The 25,434-nt window shown below is 31.4% G+C and carries 25 protein-coding genes; 23 read left to right on the forward strand and 2 right to left on the reverse strand.

Features of this window, described 5'->3' with window-relative positions:
• Window position 1: 1 nt before the first annotated feature.
• Complete coding sequence (locus HYI43_06170; GenBank protein ID UDI78143.1) at window positions 2-2,176, forward strand: DNA internalization-related competence protein ComEC/Rec2; 2,175 nt, start codon at window positions 2-4, stop codon at window positions 2,174-2,176.
• A 78-nt stretch (window positions 2,177-2,254) separates the two neighbouring features.
• Window positions 2,255-3,229 (forward strand): DNA polymerase III subunit delta, encoded by a 975-nt coding sequence (gene holA / locus HYI43_06175; GenBank protein UDI78144.1) that lies wholly within the window; start codon window positions 2,255-2,257, stop codon window positions 3,227-3,229.
• Between the two features lie 98 nt (window positions 3,230-3,327).
• Here the strand turns inward: holA and HYI43_06180 are convergent, their stop codons facing one another.
• Window positions 3,328-3,579 carry a 30S ribosomal protein S20 gene (locus tag HYI43_06180; GenBank protein ID UDI78145.1) on the reverse strand — a complete coding sequence of 84 codons (252 nt, stop codon included), beginning with the start codon at window positions 3,577-3,579 and terminating at the stop codon, window positions 3,328-3,330.
• A gap of 335 nt (window positions 3,580-3,914) precedes the next feature.
• On the opposite strand from HYI43_06180, the gene lepA reads away from it, so the two are divergent.
• From lepA to recO, 19 genes are all read left to right on the forward strand, one after another.
• A complete protein-coding gene (gene lepA / locus HYI43_06185; GenBank protein ID UDI78146.1) occupies window positions 3,915-5,738 on the forward strand; it encodes an elongation factor 4 in 1,824 nt (607 codons plus the stop codon).
• A 175-nt stretch (window positions 5,739-5,913) separates the two neighbouring features.
• The gene (locus tag HYI43_06190) at window positions 5,914-7,038 is read left to right on the forward strand and encodes an oxygen-independent coproporphyrinogen III oxidase (GenBank protein ID UDI79276.1); all 1,125 of its coding nucleotides are present in this window, start codon (window positions 5,914-5,916) and stop codon (window positions 7,036-7,038) included.
• A 99-nt stretch (window positions 7,039-7,137) separates the two neighbouring features.
• Window positions 7,138-8,115, forward strand: a complete 978-nt coding sequence (gene hrcA, locus HYI43_06195) for a heat-inducible transcription repressor HrcA (GenBank protein UDI78147.1) — start codon at window positions 7,138-7,140, stop codon at window positions 8,113-8,115.
• 31 nt (window positions 8,116-8,146) lie between these two features.
• Complete coding sequence (gene grpE / locus HYI43_06200; protein ID UDI78148.1) at window positions 8,147-8,773, forward strand: nucleotide exchange factor GrpE; 627 nt, start codon at window positions 8,147-8,149, stop codon at window positions 8,771-8,773.
• A 49-nt stretch (window positions 8,774-8,822) separates the two neighbouring features.
• The gene (gene dnaK, locus HYI43_06205) at window positions 8,823-10,652 is read left to right on the forward strand and encodes a molecular chaperone DnaK (protein ID UDI78149.1); all 1,830 of its coding nucleotides are present in this window, start codon (window positions 8,823-8,825) and stop codon (window positions 10,650-10,652) included.
• Between the two features lie 151 nt (window positions 10,653-10,803).
• A complete protein-coding gene (dnaJ, locus tag HYI43_06210; GenBank protein UDI78150.1) occupies window positions 10,804-11,937 on the forward strand; it encodes a molecular chaperone DnaJ in 1,134 nt (377 codons plus the stop codon).
• 3 nt (window positions 11,938-11,940) lie between these two features.
• Window positions 11,941-12,879 carry a 50S ribosomal protein L11 methyltransferase gene (gene prmA, locus HYI43_06215; protein UDI78151.1) on the forward strand — a complete coding sequence of 313 codons (939 nt, stop codon included), beginning with the start codon at window positions 11,941-11,943 and terminating at the stop codon, window positions 12,877-12,879.
• A 1-nt stretch (window position 12,880) separates the two neighbouring features.
• Window positions 12,881-13,633 carry a 16S rRNA (uracil(1498)-N(3))-methyltransferase gene (locus HYI43_06220; GenBank protein UDI79277.1) on the forward strand — a complete coding sequence of 251 codons (753 nt, stop codon included), beginning with the start codon at window positions 12,881-12,883 and terminating at the stop codon, window positions 13,631-13,633.
• 5 nt (window positions 13,634-13,638) lie between these two features.
• Window positions 13,639-14,985 (forward strand): tRNA (N(6)-L-threonylcarbamoyladenosine(37)-C(2))-methylthiotransferase MtaB, encoded by a 1,347-nt coding sequence (mtaB, locus tag HYI43_06225; GenBank protein ID UDI78152.1) that lies wholly within the window; start codon window positions 13,639-13,641, stop codon window positions 14,983-14,985.
• A gap of 132 nt (window positions 14,986-15,117) precedes the next feature.
• Window positions 15,118-15,294, forward strand: coding sequence for a 30S ribosomal protein S21 (locus HYI43_06230; GenBank protein UDI78153.1), 177 nt, complete (start codon window positions 15,118-15,120; stop codon window positions 15,292-15,294).
• A 187-nt stretch (window positions 15,295-15,481) separates the two neighbouring features.
• Window positions 15,482-16,165, forward strand: a complete 684-nt coding sequence (locus tag HYI43_06235) for a serine protease (protein UDI78154.1) — start codon at window positions 15,482-15,484, stop codon at window positions 16,163-16,165.
• A 12-nt stretch (window positions 16,166-16,177) separates the two neighbouring features.
• Window positions 16,178-17,164: a flotillin-like protein FloA gene (gene floA, locus HYI43_06240; GenBank protein UDI78155.1), complete on the forward strand. Its 987-nt coding sequence runs from the start codon at window positions 16,178-16,180 to the stop codon at window positions 17,162-17,164.
• A gap of 18 nt (window positions 17,165-17,182) precedes the next feature.
• On the forward strand, window positions 17,183-17,869 hold the full coding sequence (locus HYI43_06245) for a hypothetical protein (protein UDI78156.1): 687 nt from the start codon (window positions 17,183-17,185) through the stop codon (window positions 17,867-17,869).
• 400 nt (window positions 17,870-18,269) lie between these two features.
• A complete protein-coding gene (locus HYI43_06250) occupies window positions 18,270-19,217 on the forward strand; it encodes a PhoH family protein (protein ID UDI78157.1) in 948 nt (315 codons plus the stop codon).
• The gene (ybeY, locus tag HYI43_06255; GenBank protein UDI78158.1) at window positions 19,218-19,679 is read left to right on the forward strand and encodes an rRNA maturation RNase YbeY; all 462 of its coding nucleotides are present in this window, start codon (window positions 19,218-19,220) and stop codon (window positions 19,677-19,679) included.
• Window positions 19,675-20,019, forward strand: a complete 345-nt coding sequence (locus HYI43_06260) for a diacylglycerol kinase family protein (protein UDI79278.1) — start codon at window positions 19,675-19,677, stop codon at window positions 20,017-20,019. The genes ybeY and HYI43_06260 overlap by 5 nt, the downstream gene beginning before the upstream one ends.
• Before the next feature lie 21 nt (window positions 20,020-20,040).
• Entirely contained in the window at window positions 20,041-20,445 is a 405-nt protein-coding gene (gene cdd, locus HYI43_06265) for a cytidine deaminase (protein UDI78159.1), read from the forward strand.
• Window positions 20,446-21,345, forward strand: a complete 900-nt coding sequence (gene era, locus HYI43_06270) for a GTPase Era (GenBank protein ID UDI78160.1) — start codon at window positions 20,446-20,448, stop codon at window positions 21,343-21,345. It begins immediately after the preceding gene.
• A 29-nt stretch (window positions 21,346-21,374) separates the two neighbouring features.
• Window positions 21,375-22,127: a DNA repair protein RecO gene (gene recO, locus HYI43_06275; protein ID UDI78161.1), complete on the forward strand. Its 753-nt coding sequence runs from the start codon at window positions 21,375-21,377 to the stop codon at window positions 22,125-22,127.
• Window positions 22,128-22,203: 76 nt separating this feature from the next.
• Here the strand turns inward: recO and HYI43_06280 are convergent, their stop codons facing one another.
• Window positions 22,204-23,595 carry a glycine--tRNA ligase gene (locus tag HYI43_06280; protein UDI78162.1) on the reverse strand — a complete coding sequence of 464 codons (1,392 nt, stop codon included), beginning with the start codon at window positions 23,593-23,595 and terminating at the stop codon, window positions 22,204-22,206.
• Between the two features lie 336 nt (window positions 23,596-23,931).
• Here HYI43_06280 and HYI43_06285 point away from each other — a divergent pair, with 336 nt between their 5' ends.
• Both HYI43_06285 and HYI43_06290 read left to right on the forward strand, forming a co-directional pair.
• Window positions 23,932-24,555 carry a helix-turn-helix transcriptional regulator gene (locus HYI43_06285; protein ID UDI79279.1) on the forward strand — a complete coding sequence of 208 codons (624 nt, stop codon included), beginning with the start codon at window positions 23,932-23,934 and terminating at the stop codon, window positions 24,553-24,555.
• A 15-nt stretch (window positions 24,556-24,570) separates the two neighbouring features.
• Window positions 24,571-25,386, forward strand: coding sequence for a kinase/pyrophosphorylase (locus HYI43_06290; protein UDI78163.1), 816 nt, complete (start codon window positions 24,571-24,573; stop codon window positions 25,384-25,386).
• Window positions 25,387-25,434 lie beyond the last annotated feature (48 nt).

Here is a 25,434-nt window from a genome sequence, read left to right on the forward strand (position 1 = left end):
TATGATTTATTATGCATTATCTTTACTGTCCGGTATTTTATGGGTACATTTAAGAATTTTTTCGATTTTTATCATCTCAATCATCATATTAGTTTGTGTTCAAAAGCGTTTTAAATTATTCAGTATATCAATGTTGCTCCTAACTTTTATAGCTGGAATTTTATTAATTCAATACAATGATAAAATGAACGATTTTCGGGTTAATTATTTTCAAAATCATAATTTAATTAATGGACAAGTGCAATTTAGTGGTCAGATAAAGCAAATTGGGCAGCAATTGAAAGGGGACTTTAATTATAAAGGAGAGACTTATCATTTTAATTTAATAGCTAAATCAATCTCATCAAGTACTCTTGAAAATAAGTCTTGTATGATAAAAGGTAAAGTAACAAATATGATTAACCAAAATATTTACGTGACTATCAATAACATATTTTCAAATACTTGCAAAAATAATAATAGAATTTCTTTCATTGACCTTCATTTGAAATATATTAATAATAAATTACATCAAACATCTTTAGAGCACCCGGAAAGAATTATTGCTCTGATTACTGGTGAAATGAGCGATATAAATCCTGATTATTTAGATGATGTAAAATCTATTGGCATTTATCATCTTTTAGCTGTTAGTGGATCACACATTGCAACAATATCTTTTTTAATTTATCAATCGTTAGTAAGATTCAATATCCCTAAAATATTAATTAATATTCTAATTATAATTTCACTAATTATCTTTGCATTTTATTCAGGATTAGCACCAAGTGCTTTAAGAGCAATATTATCTACAATTATCATTTTAATTTTAACAAACACAAAAAAGACACTTATTGATGTTTTAGGTTTAGTATTTATTATAATGGTTATCTTTTCATCAAATCTAATTTATGACATCGGGTTTCAATTTTCTTTCTTAATTTCTTTATTTATTATATTAATATTACCCCTCTTAAATAAACGCTCTTCAATTCAAAATCTATTATTAATAACATTAGTAGCACAATTATCTTCTTCTTTAATAAGCATCTATCATTTTAATCAATTACAATGGCTTGGATTATTTACAAATATGATATATGTACCATTTTATGGTTTCGTACTTTTTCCATTGGCAATAATGACTTTCATGATTTATCATTTTTTCAATAATATTAATATATTGAATGCAATCGTTAATGAAGTTTTCGAACTACACGATAAATTACTTAATTTCTTTTTGCATTTCAAATTTTATCAAGTTTTTATTTATCCTCATTCATCACTTGAATTGTTTTTATATTTTTTCCTTTTCTTTCTATTGTACTTTCTTATATCCCATAAAAAGGTTATTTTAACTTGTATTATTATCATTACTTTAATCATTCTAATTTTAGTAGGTACGAGTCCCCAATCAACAACAATTACATTTTTAGATGTTGGACAAGGTGATAGTTTAGTATTTCAAACTAAACAAAAAGAGACTGTCATGGTTGATACAGGTGGCAAAAAAACGCTTTACGGAAAATATAATAATCATAGCATATCTAAATATCATATTTTACCAACTTTAAGACGAAAAGGCATTTCAACAATTGATTATCTCATAATAACGCATCCTCACGCTGACCATATGGGAGAGTTATCATACATCGTAAATCAAATAAAGATTAAGACAATTTATATAAATTTGCCAAGTTTCACAGAAAAAGAACTAACTAATATTCAAATAATGTGTAAAAAATATAATATTGAATTATTCGATGCCAGTGAAATCAATGATTTAAGTTTAAAATCAAGTAAAATAAGATTTTTACATAGCTATATTCCTACAAGTGAAGACAAAAATGAACAAAGCCTCATCATACTAATTAACTATAAGACCTATCATTTGCTTCTGATGGGTGACGCTACAAAGAATAATGAAGCACTTTTGATAAAAAAATACGAGTTGCCCAAAATTGATGTATTAAAAGTTGGTCACCATGGAAGTAAAGAAAGTAGCTCAAAAACATTTATAGATTTAATAAGACCAACTATAAGTATTATCTCAAGTGGCAAAAGTAATAAGCACAATATTCCTAGTCAAAATACAATTAAAAATTTACAAGATGTAAATAGTAAAATTTTAAACACTCAAGATAAGGGTGAGATTTCAATTGATCTTGATAGAAATTTAGAATTATCTTTTCATTAAATCTTACATACTAGTGATACTTCCTATTACCGTGATATAATATTTAAACGCTTGATATTTTGAAAGGGAGCTCGTTAAATGGGAAATAATATAGTGGCTATATACGGTGAAGTGCCAGAACTAGTTGAAAAGAAAAGCAATGAGGTTGTTTATAATTTTCTTAAAGAAGAAAAAGATGATTTCAATTACATAAAATTTAATCTTTATGAAACAAATATTTCATCTATCATTGAAGAGGCTTTAACCTTGCCATTTATTTCTGAGAAAAAAGCTATTATTGTCAAGAATTCATTTATTTTTACAGGTGAAAAGGTAACTAAAGATATTACTCCTAATAATGAACAAGTAATTGAATTTTTACAGAAATATGATGGTGATAATTTAATTATATTTGAAATTTATAATGGTAAGTTAGATGAAAGAAAAAAATTAACTAAAACCTTAAAGCAAACTAGTCAACTTTCAAAAGTAGAACAAATGTCAGAACAAGAAATGAAAGCATGGATTCAAAATAAATTACATGAAAACTATAAAGACATCAAACAAGATGCGCTAAACCTCTTTATTGAACTTACAGGAATTAACTTTAACGTTATTGTACAAGAAATTGATAAGATTATTTTATTTTTAGGTGATAGGACGACGATAAATAAGAATGATGTAAGTTTGATTATTAATCGTAGTTTAGAACAGAACGTCTTTTTATTAACTGAATACATTCAAAAAGGACAAAAAGAAAAAGCTATACAGTTAGTAAAAGATTTAATAGTTATGAAAGAAGAACCAATCAAATTACTTGCTTTAATTACCAGTAATTACAGGTTGTACTATCAATGTAAAATATTAGCTCAAAAGGGATATAGTGGGCAACAAATCGCTAAAACAATAAATGTACATCCATATAGAGTTAAATTAGCACTTGGCCAAGTACGTCATTATCAATTACATCAATTATTAAATATCATTGATAATTGTGCAGAAACAGATTACAAATTAAAATCATCATATATGGATAAACAACTAATATTAGAATTGTTTATTTTATCTTTATAATTAATTAATATTTAGCACTTTAGACTAATAGTTTGTATTAGAATCAGAAATAAAAAAAGGCTGAGACAACTAAAGAGATGTCTCAGCCTTTGAATTAATTATTTACTTGATGACATTAATTGTGATTTAATGCGATTAGCTTTATTTGAATGAATTAAGTTACTTTGAGACGCTTTATCAACTGATTTGATAGCGAAGTTTACTAATTCAGCTTTGTTATCAGCATTATTTGCGATTGCTGATTTAGCATTTTTCACTGCAGTACGCATAGCGTTCTTTTGTGAAATATTACGAGATTCAGCATTTTCAGTTGTTTTAACACGTTTAATAGCAGATTTAATATTTGGCATTATTGTCACCTCCTAAAAGTGATCTTTAGCATATCAAATTTTATTTTGATTACAACAAGAAATATTTTATCAAAACAAACATGTTTGTGCAATCATTAATTAGAGATAGTTAATGATTAATATAATAAATAACTATTAGCTATTGGAAAGCAAAAGACAACACTTTATAATTAAACCATACAAGATTACAAAGTTCGTTTAAAAATGATAACCTTTAAATACGAAAATAATATTTTACTATCTATATAATGATTGCAATTAAATATTAAAAACGATATTATATCAAAGATGTATACATATACGGGCTAAATTTATGAAAGCGAGAATGATAAGTTATGGATATGCAAGAACGCTATAACAGAAGAGAAAATATAAGAAATTTTTCTATTATTGCTCATATTGATCATGGTAAATCAACTTTAGCTGATAGAATTTTAGAAAATACGAAATCTGTTGAAACTAGAGAAATGCAGGATCAGTTATTAGATTCTATGGACCTTGAAAGAGAAAGAGGTATTACAATTAAACTAAATGCTGTTCGTTTAAAATACGAAGCAAAAGATGGTCAAACATATACTTTTCATTTAATTGATACTCCTGGTCATGTTGATTTCTCATATGAAGTTTCAAGATCGTTAGCTGCATGTGAGGGTGCTATATTAGTAGTGGATGCCGCTCAAGGTATTGAAGCACAAACATTAGCTAATGTATATTTAGCTCTCGACAATGAATTAGAATTATTACCTGTAGTTAATAAAATAGATTTACCTGCAGCTGAACCGGAAAGAGTGAAGCAAGAATTAGAAGATGTTATTGGCTTAGATAAAGATGATGTCGTTTTGGCCAGTGCTAAATCTAATATCGGCATTGAAGAAATTTTAGAAAAGATTGTTGAAGTTGTTCCACCACCTGAGGGAGACCCAAGTGCGCCGCTTAAAGCATTAATTTTCGACTCAGAATACGATCCTTACAGAGGTGTTATATCTTCTATTCGAGTAATGGAAGGTGTAGTGAAAGCTGGAGATCGAATTAAAATGATGGCAACTGGCAAAGAATTTGAAGTGAGTGAAGTGGGCATTAATACACCCAAACAACTACCGGTTGAGGAGTTAACAGTGGGTGATGTAGGCTATATAATTGCTAGCATCAAAAATGTTGATGACTCTCGTGTTGGTGATACAATCACCCATTCTGAACGACCTGCTGAAACACCGCTAAAAGGGTACAAAAAAATGAATCCAATGGTTTATTGTGGTTTATTCCCAATAGAAAATAAAGATTATAACGATTTGAGAGAGGCTCTAGAAAAATTACAATTAAATGATGCTTCTTTAGAGTTTGAACCTGAATCTTCACAAGCACTTGGATTTGGTTTCAGAACAGGTTTCTTAGGTATGCTTCATATGGAAATTATACAAGAGCGTATAGAAAGAGAATTTGGCATTGAATTAATAGCTACAGCACCGTCTGTTATTTATCAATGTATTATGAAAGATGGCTCTGAAGTAACAGTTGATAATCCAGCTCAAATGCCTGAAAGAGATAAAATAGAAGCTATTTATGAGCCATATGTAAAAGCAACAATGATGGTTCCAAATGATTACGTAGGTGCCGTTATGGAATTATGTCAACGTAAACGTGGTCAATTTATAAATATGGATTATTTAGATGATATTAGAGTGAATATCGTGTATGAAATTCCTCTTTCAGAAGTAGTGTTTGATTTCTTTGATCAATTAAAATCTAACACAAAAGGATACGCTTCATTTGATTATGAATTTATTCAAAATAAAGAAAGTAATTTAGTGAAAATGGATATCCTATTAAATGGAGATAAAGTAGATGCATTAAGTTTTATTGTTCATAGAGATTTCGCATATGAGAGAGGTAAATCTTTAGTTGAGAAACTTAAAACACTAATTCCTAGACAACAATTCGAAGTACCTGTTCAAGCAGCTATCGGACAAAAAATTGTGGCTAGAACTAATATCAAATCAATGGGTAAAAATGTATTATCTAAATGCTACGGCGGTGATATTAGCCGTAAACGAAAATTACTAGAAAAACAAAAAGCAGGTAAAGCTAAAATGAAAGCTGTAGGTAATGTTGAAATACCACAAGATGCTTTCTTAGCAGTTCTAAAAATGGACGACGAATAAGTTATTTAAAAAGAGGTCGAGATATATACATTCATCATATGATAATATTATTTTTTAATCTTATGATGATTTTAACAGACAAAGTAATAAAGCATTACTAATTATTACTGTTAAATTTTGAATATGTCTCATAGCCTCTTTTTTGTATGAATCTATTTAAAATGAAGGTGTAATGATGACGGTTAAAAGTGCCTATATACACATACCGTTTTGTGTGCGGATATGTACATACTGTGACTTTAATAAATATTTTATTGATAAACAACCGGTAGATCAATATTTAACAGCACTTATAAAGGAAATGAATACTAGCAAGTTTCGAAATTTAGAAACAATGTATGTAGGTGGTGGTACACCTACAGCGCTAAGTGAGAATCAATTAGAGCGATTATTAAAAGCAATAACTTCAACATTCACTATTAATGGTGAATTTAGTTTTGAAGCGAATCCAGATGAATTAACCTTTGAAAAAGTAAAATTGTTAAAAGATTATGGGGTTAATAGAATTTCAATGGGAGTACAAACCTTCAAGCCCGAGTTATTAAACATTTTAGGGAGAACGCATAATACTAATGATATTTACCATGCAGTGGATAACGCTAGGAAAGCAGGCATCGAATCTATAAGTCTTGATTTAATGTATCATTTGCCTAATCAAACTTTAGAAGACTTTTCAGAGAGCTTAGATCTAGCGCTGCAAATGAATATTGACCATATTTCAAGTTATGGTTTAATTTTAGAACCTAAAACACAATTCTATAACTTGTATCGAAAAGGACAGCTCAAACTCCCCAATGAAGATTTAGGAGCTGAAATGTATCAATATTTAATGCAAAAACTAAGTAATACACCGTTTGAACAATATGAAATTTCTAATTTTGCTAAAGCCAAACATCAATCTGAACATAATAAAGTATATTGGTTAAATGAAGAGTATTATGGTTTTGGAGCTGGTGCAAGTGGATATGTACAGGGAGAACGGTATACTAATCTAAACCCCGTTCAACATTACATTAACGCAATTAATAAAGACCAAAGACCAATTTTAAGTAGTAATTTTCCAACTTACGAAGAAAGAATGGAAGAGGAAATGTTTTTAGGGTTGAGAATGAATGAAGGCGTTAGTAGAGAAAGGTTCGCTTTAAAATTTGATCAGCCTTTAGAAAATGTATTTGGTCAAACGATAAATGAACTGAAAGAGAAAAAGCTACTACAAGAACATGAAGGTTATATCTATCTTACTGAGAGAGGCAAAGTGATTGGAAATGAAGTATTTGAAGCTTTCTTATTAAATAACTAGAAATTTTAAAATTATAATGCTTTAACGTTGACTTACTTTGACCAATTTGATAAATTATAATTAGCACTTGAGATAAACGAGTGCTAATGAGGTGAGAACATGATTACAGAAAGGCAATTAAGCATTTTAAATGCAATTGTTGAAGATTATGTTGATTTAGGACAACCTATTGGTTCTAAAACCTTGATTGATAGACATCGTTTAGATGTAAGTCCCGCAACCATTAGAAATGAAATGAAACAACTTGAAGAATTAAATTTTTTAGAGAAAACACATTCTTCATCGGGACGTTCTCCTTCGGAAGAAGGTTTTAGATTATACGTCAATCAATTGTTAAAACAAACATCTCATCAAAATCAAATAAAAATTCAACGTTTAAATCAACTATTGATTGAGAATCACTATGATATATCTTCAGCATTAAGTTATTTTGCAAATGAATTATCAATGAAATCTCATTATGCGACGTTAGTTGTGCGTCCAGACCCAAATAAAGATAACATAAACAATGTCCATTTAATTCGCGTAAATGACTCAATTATAGTTTTAGTTATTATATATAATTCAGGTTATGTTGAGCATTTGCATTTTAATCCATCAATATCTATAGACACTTATAGATTAAATGCAATATCTAACTTTATCAATGAGAATAATATCAATATGACTTTGAATCATATTGATAAAATTAAAATGTTTGCTACCTCAACAGATGAGGAAAAATTTATAGTGGATATTTTTAAATTTATTAAATCTCATATTCGCAAACAAAGTAATAGCATTTTCATGGGTGGAAAGGTTAAACTAATTGATGCGTTAAATGAATCAAATGTTTCATCAATTCAACCAATTCTACAATACATTGAATCTGAAAAAATTACTGACTTACTTGAAACCATTACTACATCAGATATAAATGTTAGAATTGGAAAGGAAATTGATGAGTCTTTAAGTGATATTTCAATAGTTACTAGTCAATATCACTTTGATGATTCTCTAAAAGGGCAAATTGCGGTTATTGGACCAACTGCGATGCATTATCAAAATGTGATTCAATTACTTAACCAGATTTGGTAAGTTCAATTGTAATTGTATTGGAGGGTATAGAATGACAGAAAAAGATGAATCAGTAAAAAGTAATGCTGAACAAACTGAAGAAAACGAAGTTCATACAGAAGAAACTTCAACAGTAGAGAAGACTGATAACACAACTTCAGAAAATAATGATTCACTTGAGAATAATGAGAGTGAAGAAAACCCTGAGGAAAAAACAGTTGATCCTAAAGATGAAGAAATTCAGCAATTACAATTAAAAGCTAATGAAAATGAAGAAAAATATTTAAGATTATATGCTGAATTTGAAAACTATAAGCGCAGAATTCAAAATGAAAATGAAACAAATAAAAAATATCAAGCTCAGCGCGTTTTAACAGATATTCTACCAACTATTGATAATATTGAACGTGCTTTACAAATTGAAGGCGATGAGGAATCATTTAAATCATTGCAAAAAGGTGTTCAAATGGTTCATGAAAGCCTTTTAAGAGCTTTAAAAGAAAATGGTCTTGAAGAAATTCAATCAGAAGGACAAGAATTTGATCCTAATTTCCACCAAGCAGTAGTTCAAGATGACAATCCAGATTTCAAATCTGGCGAAATTACACAAGAACTACAAAAAGGTTATAAATTAAAGGAAAGAGTTTTAAGACCATCTATGGTTAAAGTAAATCAATAAATTGATGAAAATACCATTATAATTAATAACTAATTGGAGGAATTATATTATGAGTAAAGTAATCGGAATAGACTTAGGTACAACAAATTCATGTGTGGCTATATTAGAAGGCGACGAACCTAAAGTAATTCAAAATCCTGAAGGTGCTAGAACTACACCATCAGTAGTAGCATTTAAAAATGGAGAAACACAAGTAGGTGAAGTTGCTAAACGTCAAGCAATCACAAACCCAAATACTGTTCAATCAATTAAACGTCATATGGGTACTGATTATAAAGTGGATATTGAAGGTAAATCATATACACCTCAAGAAATTTCTGCAATGGTTTTACAAAATTTAAAAAATACTGCAGAAAGTTATCTTGGAGATAAAGTGGATAAAGCTGTAATCACAGTTCCTGCTTATTTCAATGATGCTGAACGTCAAGCAACTAAAGACGCTGGTAAAATTGCTGGTTTAGAAGTTGAACGTATTATCAACGAACCAACAGCAGCAGCTTTAGCTTATGGTTTAGATAAAACAGAACAAGATCAAAAAGTATTAGTATTTGACTTAGGTGGCGGTACTTTTGACGTATCTATCCTAGAATTAGGTGACGGTGTATTCGAAGTACTATCTACAGCAGGCGATAACAAACTTGGTGGTGACGATTTTGACCAAGTTATCATTGATTACTTAGTATCTGAATTCAAAAAAGAAAATGGCGTAGACTTATCACAAGATAAAATGGCGTTACAACGTCTTAAAGACGCAGCTGAAAAAGCTAAAAAAGACTTATCAGGTGTATCTCAAACTCAAATTTCATTACCATTTATTTCTGCTGGAGAAAATGGTCCATTACACTTAGAAATTAGTTTAACACGTTCTAAATTTGAAGAATTAGCTGATTCATTAATTAAACGAACTATGGAACCTACACGTCAAGCACTTAAAGATGCAGGCCTATCAACTTCTGAAATCGATGAAGTTATTTTAGTTGGTGGTTCAACTCGTATTCCAGCAGTACAAGAAGCAGTTAAAAAAGAAATTGGTAAAGAACCTCACAAAGGTGTTAACCCTGACGAAGTAGTAGCAATGGGTGCAGCTATCCAAGGCGGTGTAATCACTGGCGATGTTAAAGACGTTGTTTTATTAGACGTTACACCACTATCATTAGGTATCGAAATCATGGGTGGTCGTATGAATACGTTAATCGAACGTAACACAACTATCCCAACATCAAAATCACAAGTTTATTCAACTGCAGCCGATAACCAACCAGCAGTAGATATTCACGTGTTACAAGGTGAACGTCCAATGGCATCTGATAACAAAACTTTAGGCAGATTCCAATTAACTGATATTCCACCAGCTCCACGTGGTGTACCTCAAATCGAAGTGACTTTCGATATCGATAAAAATGGTATTGTTAACGTAACAGCTAAAGATTTAGGTACAAATAAAGAACAAAACATCACTATTCAATCTAGCTCTGCATTATCTGACGAAGAAATTGATCGTATGGTTAAAGACGCTGAAGAAAATGCTGAAGCTGATAAAAAACGTCGAGAAGAAGTTGATTTACGTAACGAAGCAGATAGCTTAGTTTTCCAAGTTGAGAAAACAATTTCTGATTTAGGCGAAAATATTAGTGAAGAAGATAAATCTAATGCTGAAAGTAAAAAAGATGCTTTAAAATCTGCGCTTGAAGGTCAAGATATCGATGATATTAAAGCTAAAAAAGAAGAACTTGAAAAAGTAATTCAAGATTTATCAGCTAAAGTATATCAACAAGCTCAACAACAAGCTCAAGATGGTAATCAACAACAATCAGGTAATGATAGTAATGTTGAAGATGCTGAATTTAAAGAAGTTAAAGACGATGAAGATAAAAAATAATTGCTAATTGTTTATAAAGTTTGCTAGATGAGCTAACTGTTATAAATGTCAGCCAAAAAGTCAAAGTCAATTGAACATTGGCTTTGACTTTTTATTTTATAATTACAACATTATATTAAATTATTCTAAATATAAAAAAGGAGAGATGACTGTGGCTAAAAGAGATTATTATGAAGTCTTAGGTGTTAGTAAAAGTGCTTCTAAAGATGAAATCAAAAAAGCTTACCGTAAGTTATCAAAAAAATATCATCCAGATATAAACAAAGAAGAAGGTGCTGACGAGAAATTCAAAGAAATATCTGAAGCTTATGAGGTACTAAGTGATGATAATAAACGCGCCAACTATGATCAATTTGGTCATGATGGTCCTCAAGGAGGATTCGGTAGTCAAGGATTTGGTGGACAAGACTTTGGCGGCTTCAGTGGCGGCGGCTTCGAAGATATTTTCAGTTCATTCTTTGGGGGATCACGACAAAGAGATCCTAATGCGCCACGTAAGGGTGATGATTTACAATATACAATGACACTTGAATTTGAAGAAGCTGTATTTGGAACTAAAAAAGAAATTTCAATACGTAAAGATGTAACCTGCCATACTTGTAATGGTGATGGTGCTAAACCTGGTACAAGTAAAAAAACTTGTAGTTATTGTAATGGCGCTGGTCATGTATCCGTTGAACAAAACACTATTTTAGGTAGAGTTAGAACACAACAAACTTGCCCTAAATGTGATGGTACTGGACAAGAATTTGAAGAACCATGTCCAACTTGTCATGGTAAAGGTACAGAAAACAAAACAGTTAAATTAGAAGTTACTGTCCCAGAAGGTGTAGACAATGATCAACAAATACGTTTAGCTGGCGAAGGTACTCCAGGTGAAAATGGTGGCCCTCACGGTGATTTATATGTTGTCTTTCGTGTGAAACCTTCTGACAAGTTCGAACGAGATGGAGACGATCTATTCTATAAACTAGATATTAGTTTCCCACAAGCATCTCTAGGTGATGAAATTAAAGTACCTACCCTTAATGGCAATGTTATGTTAACAATCCCATCAGGAACACAAACAGGTAAGCAGTTTCGCTTAAAAGATAAAGGTGTAAAAAATGTTCACGGTTATGGTCATGGTGATTTATTTGTTAATATAAAAGTTGTAACACCTACTAAATTAACAGATAAGCAAAAAGAACTAATGAGAGAATTTGCAGAAATTAGTGGCGAATCTGTAGAAGAGCAACCATCTAATTTTAAAGATAGAGCGCGTAAATTCTTTAAAGGAGAATAATAAATGAACTGGACAGAACTTTCAGTTGTTGTAAACCATGAGGCAGAACCTTTAGTTACAGACATTTTAGAAAACTATGGATCTAACGGAGTAGTTATTGAAGATTCTGATGATTTAATAAACCAACCAGCAGATAAATTTGGTGAAATCTATGAGCTTAAAAAAGAAGATTATCCAGAACAAGGGGTTAGATTGAAAGCTTACTTTAATGAATTGAAATATACACAATCATTAGCTGATAGCATTAAAGAAGATATATTGAATCTTGAATTAATTGATAAACAAATTGTGCAATTTTCTGAAAATAGTATTGCTGAAGTTGATTGGGAAAATGAATGGAAAAATTATTTTCATCCTTTTAGAGCTTCAGAAAAATTTACTATCGTACCAAGTTGGGAAAATTATACCAAAGATTCTGATTCTGAATTATGTATCGAGCTTGATCCTGGCATGGCTTTTGGAACTGGGGATCATCCAACTACAAGTATGTGTTTAAAAGCCATCGAAACATATATTCAACCTGAAATCTCAGTTATAGACGTCGGCACTGGCTCTGGAATTTTAAGTATTGCAAGTCATTTACTCGGAGTTAAAAGAATTAAAGCCTTAGATATTGATGAGATGGCTGTAAAAGTTGCTAAAGATAATTTTAAAAAGAATAATTGCGAAGATGCAATTGAAGCTGTACCAGGTAATTTATTACAAGATGAAACTGAAAAATTTGATATAGTAATTGCAAATATTTTAGCTCACATTATTGATGAAATGATTGAAGATGCATATAATACACTAAATGAGGAAGGATATTTTATCACTTCAGGCATTATTGAGGAAAAGCATGAAGAAATTTTATCTCATATGAAGCGTGTAGGCTTTAATATTGTATCAATTAATCATGACAACGGTTGGGTTTGTATCGTTGGTCAGAAAGTGAGTGAATAAGTTGCAAAGGTACTTTATTAACCAAAACGCTGATGAAAATCAGCGTTTTTTTATAACAAGTAAAGAAGATATACATCATATAACTAATGTAATGCGTAATACGATTGGTAATAAAATTATAGTTACATTTAACAACAAAGTAGCCTATAAAACTGAAATTGCAGATATTACAAATGAAGCAATCGAAATTAAATTGTTAGATCAATTACAGATCAATACCGAACTACCTTACGATATCACAATTTGTAGCGGATTAATTAAAGCTGATAAATATGAATGGTTAATTCAAAAATCAACAGAATTAGGTGCAAATAACTTTATTGCAGTTGAAATGAATAGATCAATTGTTAAACTTCAAACTAATAAAGTAAGCAAAAAAATAGAGCGCTGGCAAAAGATTATTAAAGAAGCTGCAGAACAAAGCTATCGTTTAATCATTCCTAAAATTAGTTTCAAGTCGAATTTAAATGAAATATATGATACTATTAATCAATATGATTATATTTTATTAGCATATGAAGACGAGGCAAAACGTGGGGAAGTTAGTCTTTTTAAAAAAACGTTACAAAAATTTAAAACTAACGATCGCATATTAATTATATTTGGACCTGAGGGCGGATTTTCTGAGAATGAAATTGATTTATTTAAAGATGTAAGTGTTAATGTTGGCCTTGGTCCTAGAATTTTACGGGCAGAAACTGCACCACTCTATGCTTTGAGTGCTATAAGTTTTGAAAAAGAATTAATGGGGTGAATTATATGTCAACAGTTGCGTTTCACACATTAGGTTGTAAAGTGAATCATTATGAAACTGAGGCAATTTGGCAATTATTTAAAGATGCTAATTATGATAGAGTAGAATTTGAAACAAATGCAGACGTATTTGTTATTAATACTTGTACGGTAACTAATACTGGTGATAAAAAGAGTAGACAAATTATTAGACGTGCAATTCGTCAGAATCCAGATGCAGTTGTATGTGTTACTGGTTGTTATGCACAAACGTCATCAGCTGAAATTATGGAAATTCCTGGGGTTGATGTTGTTGTCGGTACTCAAGACAGACATAAATTATTAGAGTATATTGATCAATTTAGAGAAGAACGTCAACCAATTAATGGTGTAGGTAATATCATGAAGAATCGTACCTATGAAGAATTAGATGTACCTTATTTCACTGATAGAACAAGAGCATCTCTTAAAATTCAAGAAGGTTGTAATAATTTCTGCACATTCTGTATCATACCTTGGGCTCGAGGCTTAATGCGTTCACGAGACCCAGAAAAAGTAGTAGAACAAGCAACACAATTAGTAAATGCTGGGTATAAAGAAATCGTCTTAACAGGGATTCACACTGGTGGATACGGTCAAGACTTAAAAAATTATAATCTAGCTCAATTATTGCGTGATTTAGAAGAAATTGAAGGTTTAGAACGAATCCGTATTTCTTCAATTGAAGCTAGTCAATTGACAGATGAAGTGATTGGTGTATTAAAACAATCAAATAAAGTCGTTAGACATTTACATGTTCCTCTACAATCCGGTTCTGATACGGTATTGAAACGTATGAGACGTAAATATACAATGGAACACTTTTCAGAAAGATTAACCAAACTACATGATGCTTTACCTGACTTAGCGGTTACAAGTGATGTTATAGTTGGTTTCCCTGGTGAAACTGAAGAAGAATTCCAAGAAACTTATGACTTTATTGTGAAACACAAGTTTTCTGAGTTACATGTCTTCCCATATTCACCAAGAATTGGTACACCAGCAGCTCGAATGGATGACCAAATTGATGAAAATGTTAAAAATGAACGTGTCCATAAATTAATTGCCTTAAGTGATCAATTGGCGAAAGAATATGCTTCTAAATTCGAAAACGAAGTATTAGAGGTAATCCCTGAAGAATCAGGTGAACAAGAAGGTACTCTAGTAGGATATGCCGATAATTATATGAAAGTTGAATTTGAAGCAGACGAATCACTAATTGGACAAATTGTTAAAGTTAAAATTCTTAAATCTGATTATCCAATTAATATTGGTAAAGTCATTAGAATTGTGGATCATGCGTCTAATAAATCAGAAGAAGGCGTACTATTATAATTTTTAAAAATTATAATAATTTGCAATTGACCACAATAAATTCATATATTATACTAAGTAAAGCATAGTTCTAAGCACTATGTGATAATTGACTTTAAAGTTCCGTTGATATTTGGAGGGAGGGAAATACAGATGTCTAAAACAGTAGTACGTAAAAACGAATCACTTGAAGATGCTTTACGTAGATTTAAACGCTCAGTGTCTAAAAGTGGTACTATCCAAGAAGTACGTAAACGTGAATTTTACGAAAAACCAAGCGTAAAACGTAAAAAGAAATCAGAAGCTGCACGTAAACGTAAATTCAAATAATTAATAGCTCTGTTGACTCCCTCAACAAGAATATTAATTATATATATGCTCTCGATTAGCTAAGCTAATCGAGAGTTTTTTATTTTGATTTAAATAAGTTCGTCAAACACTATTATAACGTACTGTATTCATGTATAATCTGAATTGAGAGCGAGGTGAAATTGTGAACTATTTCAATGCAATACATATGCTTTTTAATTCAATTTTATCAACTAATTGGATGTCTAACTTCTCAAATATCATAACTAGCCCATTATTATCGTTAATCTTGACTTGCATCATATTTGTTGGCTTTTTATACCAACTATATTCAAGAAGAGTTAACTTTGCAGGTATTATTGCGGTATTATCACTTTTAGTTTTATTTTTAGGATTCTTAATTAGTGGCGATGTTAATATAATATCAGTTTTATTATTTTTTGTTGGTGCGATTTTAGTCATCATTGAATTGTTTGTCATTGGTGGCATATTAGGATTTATTGGAATAACTTTAATCATATTGAGTATAATAATGCTTGGAGATAATATACTATTAATGCTACTTAATGTAGTATGCGCATCGATTTTAACAATTATCGAATGGGTAATATTGGTAAAAATATTTAAAAAGAAGATTCCTTTATTAGATAAAGTTGTGTTAAAAGATTCAACAAATACTGAAGCAGGCTATAGATCTCACGATGATCGTTCTCATTTAGTAGGACAAATAGCAACTACTATTACAGATTTAAGACCCGCAGGAATTATAACTTTAAACGATGAAAGAATTGACGCAGTTTCAGACGGTGCATTTATTCTTAGAAATAAAAAAGTTAAAATTCTTGAAGTTGAAGGTAGTAGAGTTGTTGTTAGAGAAACAGAAAATACATAAAGGAGCGATTAAATGTTAGGTTTAGGTATTATCGTTATTGCTGTAATTATTGTCATAGCTTTATTAGTCTTATTCTCGTTTGTTCCAGTTGGATTATGGATATCTGCTATTGCAGCTGGTGTAAAAGTTGGCATAGGTACATTAGTGGGAATGAGATTACGTCGAGTATCTCCCCGTAAAGTTATTGGCCCATTAATAAAAGCACATAAAGCTGGATTAAATTTAACTACCAATCAATTAGAATCACATTATTTAGCAGGTGGTAATGTTGATAGAGTAGTTGATGCAAACATTGCAGCTCAACGTGCAGACATTAATCTACCTTTCGAACGTGGGGCAGCAATTGACTTAGCTGGACGTGACGTACTAGAAGCAGTTCAAATGTCAGTAAATCCTAAAGTAATTGAAACACCATTTATTACTGGTGTCGCAATGAATGGTATTGAAGTAAAAGCTAAAGCTAGAATTACAGTACGTGCCAATATCTCTCGACTAGTAGGTGGTGCTGGAGAAGAAACAATTATTGCACGTGTAGGTGAAGGTATTGTTTCTACTATCGGTTCAAGTGAACATCATACACAAGTTCTTGAAAATCCAGATAATATTTCTAAAACAGTGTTAAGCAAAGGATTAGATTCAGGTACTGCTTTCGAAATTCTTTCTATTGACATTGCTGATGTAGATATCGGTAAAAATATCGGTGCTGATTTACAAACTGAACAGGCACTTGCTGATAAAAATATTGCCCAAGCTAAAGCTGAAGAACGTCGTGCAATGGCTGTGGCTTCTGAACAAGAAATGAAAGCACGCGTACAAGAAATGCGTGCCAAAGTTGTTGAAGCTGAATCTGAAGTACCACTAGCTATGGCTGAAGCTTTACGTGAGGGTAATATGGGAGTTAAAGATTATTACAATCTTAAAAATGTTGAAGCTGATACTGGCATGAGAAACGCAATTAATAAACGTACTGAGCAAAATGACGACGAATCACCAAAGTAAAACACAAGGGGTGATTAAATGAATATAGGTATTATTATTTTTATAATATCTGTTATTGTTACTGGAGTAAGTGCAATGCGGGATAAGAGTCATGAACAGCGTAAGAATCAAAGGCCACCGCAACGTAAAAATACAACTCAAAAGCCTACTAAAGAAAAAGGTTTCTTCGAACAAATTGAAGAGACATTTAGTAATTTAGAAAAAGAATTAACAGGTGAAGCACCTTCTCCAAAACACAAAAAGCAAATTAATAGAGATCATCAAAAACGTGTATATCGCGATAAAAATCTTGAGAAAGAAATCATTGAGGAAAAGCAACCCGAAGAAATTGGACGAAACTTTAGACAAAATCGACGTGAAGTTGAACGTCAACCGAGAGAAACAACATCAACACGTGGAACTGATAGAGATTCTAAAAAGTTAATACAAGAATTGGAAAATCAGTTAGTTGATGATTTATATACAGTTCGTGCTGAGATTGATCGAGAAAAAGAAAAGCAACTTTCAAGAATTGAAAATAAAGCTCGTGAGATTATCAATGATAAAAATCTTTCAGAACGTACAAAACGTTTTAGATTAAAGCAATTACTCAATAGTAAATCAATTGAACAAGATATGACGCATCAACGTTTCCAATTTGATAATGATCCAATTATTAATGGCTTGATGTGGCAAGAGGTGCTTAATAAACCTAAACAATTGTAAATACTTATAAATGGGACCGAAAAATCCAACTTTTTCGGTCCTATTTTTATACAATGCAAATTGTTTTTATAGATGATACGTAATCAATTGAGTAACTTCAATAATGATCATGAATAAGCATTATCAAAATGCAAATTTTTATATTATAAGATAATATTTAACATTAAAAGTTAATATCATTATAATATTATAAGTACATATTAGTTACGACACTAAGTCATTTAAATTTGTATACTTAACTATAGTTTAGTAAAATTTATATGAAAGGTATTATTACTATATTTTCAAATTTGTTTCAAAATAGATTGAGAGAATTTATCACGCAAACATATATGCAGTGAGATTCAAGTATAGATAATAACATGAAAATAATATTGCAATTATGAAAAGGAGCTCTTGTATGCCAGGAATAATTCAAATAGATGACATAAATCATTCTCAAGCTTTAATTGGAAATAATGACGAGCATTTAAAAGCAATTGAGGAAGCATTTAATGTCGAGATACATGCGCGTGGACAAGAAATTGCTGTTAAAGGCCAAATATTGGCGCATGTTGAAAAAGCAGAATTAGTTCTAAAAAACTTATTAAAAGTAATTGAATTGGGAAACTCAATTACGTTAAAAGATGTTGAAGCTGCAATTAAAATGGCAGAAAATGATACAATACAACACCTTTTAGACCTATACGATGAAGAAATAACAAAGGATGCATTTGGTAAGACGATTCGTGCAAAAACAATGGGGCAACGTTTATACATCAATGCAATGAAAAACAATGATTTAGTTTTTGGAATTGGCCCAGCTGGAACAGGTAAAACATTTTTAGCTGTAGTATATGCAGCTAAACAACTACGCAAAGGCAATGTCAAACGAATTGTTTTAACACGCCCAGCTGTTGAAGCTGGTGAGTCTTTAGGATTTTTACCGGGGGATTTAAAAGAAAAAGTTGATCCTTATCTTAGACCATTATATGATGGTTTGAATACGGTTCTAGGAAGAGAACAAACTGCCCGTTTTATTGAACGTGGTACGATTGAAATTGCTCCTTTGGCATATATGCGTGGACGAACATTAGATGATGCTTTTGTAATACTTGACGAAGCTCAAAATACGACGCACGCTCAAATGAAAATGTTCTTAACTAGATTAGGATTTGGTTCAAAAATGGTAGTTACTGGAGACCAAACACAAATAGATTTACCTAAAGGTGTTAAAAGTGGCTTAAAAGAAGCTGTTAAAAAATTGCATGGTGTTAAAGGAATAAATATAATGCAATTAGACCAAACTGACGTTGTTAGACACCCATTGGTAAGTAAAATTATTGATCGCTATGAAGGAGACATCTAAATGTTTACAATTGATTTTAATGACCATACAGAACTCGTTAAAGATGAATGGTATCAACAGATTGATGACTTACTTAGCTTTGCTAAAGAACAAGAAAGAATTGAAGAAGACGCTGAACTTTCGGTAACTTTTGTGGATAAAAATGAGATTCAAAAGATTAACCGTATGTATAGAGACAAAGATAAAGTAACCGACGTGATTTCTTTTGCGCTTGAAGAAGATGAACCTGAAATTATTGGTTTAGATATCCCTAGAGTGCTCGGTGATATAATTATTTGTACAGATGTAGCTGAGGAACAGGCAAATGCTTATGCCCATTCATTTGAACGTGAATTAGGTTTTTTAGCCCTTCACGGTTTCTTACATTTATTAGGATATGATCATATGAACGAAGAAGATGAGAAAGAGATGTTCGGTCGTCAAGATACTATACTAAACGCATATGGACTGACTCGAGATTAATAAACTAAAACGTTTCAAATATACGTTTGATGGATTTAAAACGCTTCTTCTAAAAGATCATAATTATTTACTTCATATTGTCATAGCATTAATAACTATCTTATTAGGTTTTATTTTAAAATTAAATAGTATTGAATGGATGTTTATTTTATTAGCTATCTTTCTAGTTTTAACATTAGAAGCTGTAAACACGGCTATTGAGTGTGTTGTCGATTTAGTAACCATGGAGTATCACGAACTCGCTAAACAAGCCAAAGATATCGCTGCATTTAGCGTGATGCTTGTTTCTATATTTGCATTAATTATCGGGTTAATCATTTTTTTACCACATATTTTTTGATTGAAAAAGGGGATGGGTCAGATGAGTTATCAATCACATTATTTTCAAGAAGCAAAGACAGCACAACAACGTGCTTATGCACCTTATAGTAAGTTTAAAGTAGGTGCCTATTTAAAAACAAAAGATGGGCGAACGTTCTATGGTGCTAATGTTGAAAATGCGGCCTATCCTTCTTCAATTTGTGCGGAAAGATCAAGTTTAGTAGCTGCAATTTCAGAAGGATATCGTCCAGGAGACTTTGAGTCAATTACAGTTACTGTGAACGCAGATAAACCTTCTTCACCTTGCGGAACTTGCAGACAAGTTTTAAAAGAATTGTGTGATGATGATATGCCAGTTTATATGACTAATCATAAGGGAGAACTACTTGAGTCATCTGTGGCAGATTTATTACCACATGGCTTTTCAGGAAAGGATTTAGAATAAATGACAGAACATAAGTCAGGATTTGTTTCAATTATAGGAAGACCAAATGTAGGTAAATCTACATTTATGAATAGAGTTATCGGACATAAAATTGCCATTATGTCTGACAAAGCACAAACAACGCGCAATAAAATTCAAGGTGTCATGACAAGAGATGATGCTCAAATTATCTTTTTAGATACGCCAGGTATTCATAAGCCTAAACATAAATTAGGCGATTATATGATGCGAGTAGCTAAAAATACATTATCTGAAATTGATGCTATTATGTTTATGGTTAATGTAAATGAAGAAATTGGTCGTGGCGATGAATACATTATGGAGATGCTGAAAAATGTTAAGACGCCGGTGTTTTTAGTCTTAAATAAAATCGATTTGGTGCATCCAGATACGTTGATGCCTAGAATTGAACAATACCAAAAATATATGAATTTCACTGAAATAGTACCAATCTCTGCATTAGAAGGGTTAAATGTCGATCATTTCATTGATGTTCTAAAAACGTATTTACCAGAAGGACCTAAATATTATCCAGATGATCAAATTTCAGATCACCCCGAACAATTTGTTGTTAGTGAAATTATTCGTGAAAAAATATTACATCTTACGAGTGAAGAAATTCCTCATGCAATCGGTGTCAATGTTGACCGAATGATTAAAGAAAGTGAAGAGCGTGTTAGAGTAGAAGCAACAATATTCGTCGAACGTGATTCACAAAAGGGAATTGTCATTGGTAAAGGTGGAAAAAAACTAAAAGAAGTTGGTAAAAGAGCTAGACATGATATAGAGATGTTATTAGGCTCAAAAGTATACCTTGAGCTTTGGGTGAAAGTGCAAAAAGATTGGCGTAATAAGGTTAATTTTATACGTCAAATGGGGTACATAGAAGACCAAGATTGATTAAACAGTAAAGGAGGGGCCGGTAAAACATGCTCGAACGTCAAAAAGGGATTATTATTAAATCAGTAGATTATGGTGAATCTGATAAAATTATCACAATATTAAATGAGCATGGTGCGAAAATTCCATTAATGGTAAGACGTGCTAAGAAATCAAAAACCGGTCTCCAAGCCCATACGCAATTATTTGTGTATGGCTTATTTATTTATAATAAGTGGAAAGGTATGGGAACATTAAGTTCAATCGATGTAATTAACCAACATTATGATTTGCGATTAGATATTTTCAAAAGCAGTTATGCAACATTATGTGTTGAAACAATAGATCGTTCAATGGATAGTGATGAAGTTTCACCATATCATTATCAATTGCTTAATTTTGTACTAAGCAAAATTACAAGTGGAGACTCTGCTCAATTAATGTCTATCATTGTATTACTGAAATGCATGAATCGATTTGGATTCACCGCTTTTTTCAATCGTTCAGCAATATCAGGTGTTACAGACCAATCTAAATTAGTTGCTTTTAGTTTTGTATTTGATGGAACGATAACCGAAAGTGAATTATATAGAGATCCGCATGCACTAAAAATTTCTAATAAAACATTATATCTACTAGATATACTTCAAAAATTACCTATCGATAAAATGAATCAGTTTAATATTAATCAAACCATTTTAGACGAAATGTCTGAACTATTAATTATGCTTTATAGAGAATATGCTGGCATGTATTTTAAAGGTCAAAAATTAATTAACCAGCTTAAACGATTAGAACAGTAAATCATTAAAATTCTTCATTCATTAAAAAATAAGCCTCAATACGGCAACTGTCGTATCGAGGCTTATTTTATACTAATTAAAATGTTACTTTTTCAGCTAAGAAAGTTTCAAGTTCAGAAATAGGCATACGAACTTGTTCCATAGAGTCACGGTCACGAACTGTAACTTGGTTGTCTTCTAATGAATCGAAGTCGAAAGTAATACAATAAGGCGTACCAATTTCGTCCTGACGACGATAACGTTTACCAATTGATTGAGATTCGTCAAAATCAATTGCAAATTTAGCACTCAATTGTTCAAATATTTTAATCGCTTCTTCTGATAATTTTTTACTTAAAGGTAATACGGCAGCTTTATATGGTGCTAAAGCAGGGTGGAAGTGCATTACTGTACGTGCATCCTTACTACCCTCAACGCCTTCTTCTTCATAAGCATCACATAAGAAAGCTAATGTAACACGATCTGCACCTAAAGATGGTTCGATACAATAAGGTACATACTTTTCATTAGTTTCAGGATCATGATATCTAAAGTCTTCGCCAGAGTGTTCACTATGTTTTTTCAAGTCAAAATCTGTACGACTCGCGATACCCCATAATTCACCCCAACCAAATGGGAAACGGTATTCAATATCTGTAGTTGCGTTAGAGTAATGTGATAATTCTTCTTCATCATGGTCACGTAAACGCATATTCTCTTCGTTAATGTTTAAATCTTTTAACCATTGACTAGCGAATGTTTTCCAATAATTTTGCCATTCAATTTCTTCACCAGGTTTACAGAAGAATTCCAATTCCATTTGTTCGAATTCTCTTGTTCTAAAGATGAAGTTACCAGGCGTAATTTCATTACGGAATGATTTACCGATTTGTCCAATACCAAATGGTAATTTTTTACGCATTGAACGTTGTACATTTTTGTAATTTACAAAAATACCTTGTGCAGTTTCAGGACGTAAGAAAATTTCATTTGTTGAATCTTCTGTAACACCTTGGAAGGTTTTAAACATTAAGTTAAATTGACGAATATCAGTCCAATTGGCAGTACCACTTACAGGACATACAATCCCTTCATCGTCAATAATACGTTTCATTTCATCAAAACTTAATCCATCTGCGATAAAGTTTTCATCGCCTTTTTCTTTTTGCATGTAATCTTCAATTAATTTGTCCGCACGATAGCGAATTTTACTATCTTTATTATCAATCATAGGGTCATTGAAGTTGCCTAGATGTCCTGATGCTTCCCAAGTTTTAGGGTTCATTAAAATTGCTGCATCAATACCTACGTTAAAAGGTGATTGTGTAATAAATTTTTGCCACCAAGCTTTTTTAACGTTATTTTTCAATTCAACACCTAATGGACCATAATCCCAAGTGTTTGATAAACCACCATAAATATCACTACCAGGGAAAACAAACCCTCTGTGTTTTGCTAATGAAACAATCGTATCCATATCTTTAACCATATAATCTCTCCTTATTAAATACAAAAAACGCCCCAAGACAATATACAAATGCACTAGTACATTCGTTATCATCTTGGGACGAGTTAATATTATTAGCTATATATAAATATATAGTTTTACCTTAGTTTAACCCGCGGTTCCACCCAAATTAGTGTAGACACTCGCTCTTATTTAAATTATTATTAGGCCAAATTATTAATGTTAAGCTTTCACCATCCTTAACTCGCTTACCAATATTTTAATGGATTAAATATCTAATAGCAAGGATTTATATACATTTGTAGGCAGATAAATAAATAGGTATAATAGAATATAAGTAAAAAGGGGTGAAGACCTATAGAACTTAGTAAAAGACAGGAACAAATAATTGAAATTGTTAAAAGTGGGGGGCCTATTACTGGTGAACATATTGCTGAAAAATTAGATCTAACCCGTGCTACACTCCGTCCAGATTTAGCTATATTAACTATGTCAGGTTTTTTAGAAGCGAGACCACGCGTAGGATATTATTATTCAGGTAAATCAAAAGATAAACTTATGAGCGATAAATTACGTCAGTACGTAGTTAAAGATTATATGTCACCTCCAGTAATTGTTAAAGAAGATATGACGGTTTATGATGCGATATGTACTATATTTCTTGAAGATGCTGGCACTTTATTTATCACAAATAAGCAGAATAATTTCATTGGCGTTTGTTCAAGAAAAGATTTATTACGTGCGTCTATGATAGGGGAAGACATTCACACTATGCCTATTAGTGTCAACATGTCGCGTATGCCAAATTTAACATATTTGGAAGAGGATGAGTTAGTCATTTATGCAGCAAATCAAATGATTGAGAAAGAAATAGATTCTATTCCAATCGTTAAAAAGAAAGATAATAATCATTATCGAGTCGTAGGAAGAATCTCTAAAACAACTATATCTAAATTATTTGTATCATTATTTAAAGAATAGGTGGTATTACGAACGATGGAAAATATAAAGATAGTCATCGCATCTGACTCCATTGGAGAAACTGCTGAATTAGTAGCAAGAGCGTGTATTTCTCAGTTTAACCCAAAAGAATGTAAACATGAATTTTTAAGATATCCTTATATTGAAACGATTAACGATATTGATGAGGTAATTCAAGTTGCTAATGATAAACAAGCTATTGTTGTTTATACACTTGTAAAACCAGAAATGAAAACATATATGGAAAATAAAATTCAAGAATATGAATTGAATTCTGTTGATATTATGGGTCCGTTAATGGGCCTGTTAAACAATGCTTTTGATGAAAATCCATACAATCAACCTGGAAGGGTTCATCGATTAGATGATGCCTATTTCAAAAAAATAGATGCTATAGAATTTGCTGTAAAATATGATGATGGTAAAGACCCTAAAGGATTACCTAAAGCAGATATTGTACTTATAGGTGTATCGAGAACCTCTAAAACACCATTATCCCAGTATTTAGCACATAAGAGTTATAAAGTAATGAATGTACCTATTGTCCCTGAAGTAACACCTCCAGAGACTTTATTTGAGATTGATCCATCTAAATGTATTGCTTTGAGAATTAGCGAGGAAAAGTTGAATCGTATTAGAAAACAACGATTAAAACAGCTAGGTTTAGGTGACACAGCTAGGTATGCCAATGAGGTTAGAATACAAGAGGAAATTAATTATTTTGAAGAAATCGTTGAGAAAATAGGTTGTTCAGTTATTGATGTTTCTGACAAAGCAATTGAAGAAACTGCAAATGATGTTATCCATTTAATAGAACAACAAGCAAAATAATTTTAATTTTTAGTGATTAAAGGTATAATATTTTGACTAATATTTAAA

Origin of the sequence: Staphylococcus taiwanensis, from assembly GCA_020544305.1 — a bacterium.
GTDB classification, from domain to species: Bacteria; Bacillota; Bacilli; order Staphylococcales; family Staphylococcaceae; genus Staphylococcus; species Staphylococcus taiwanensis.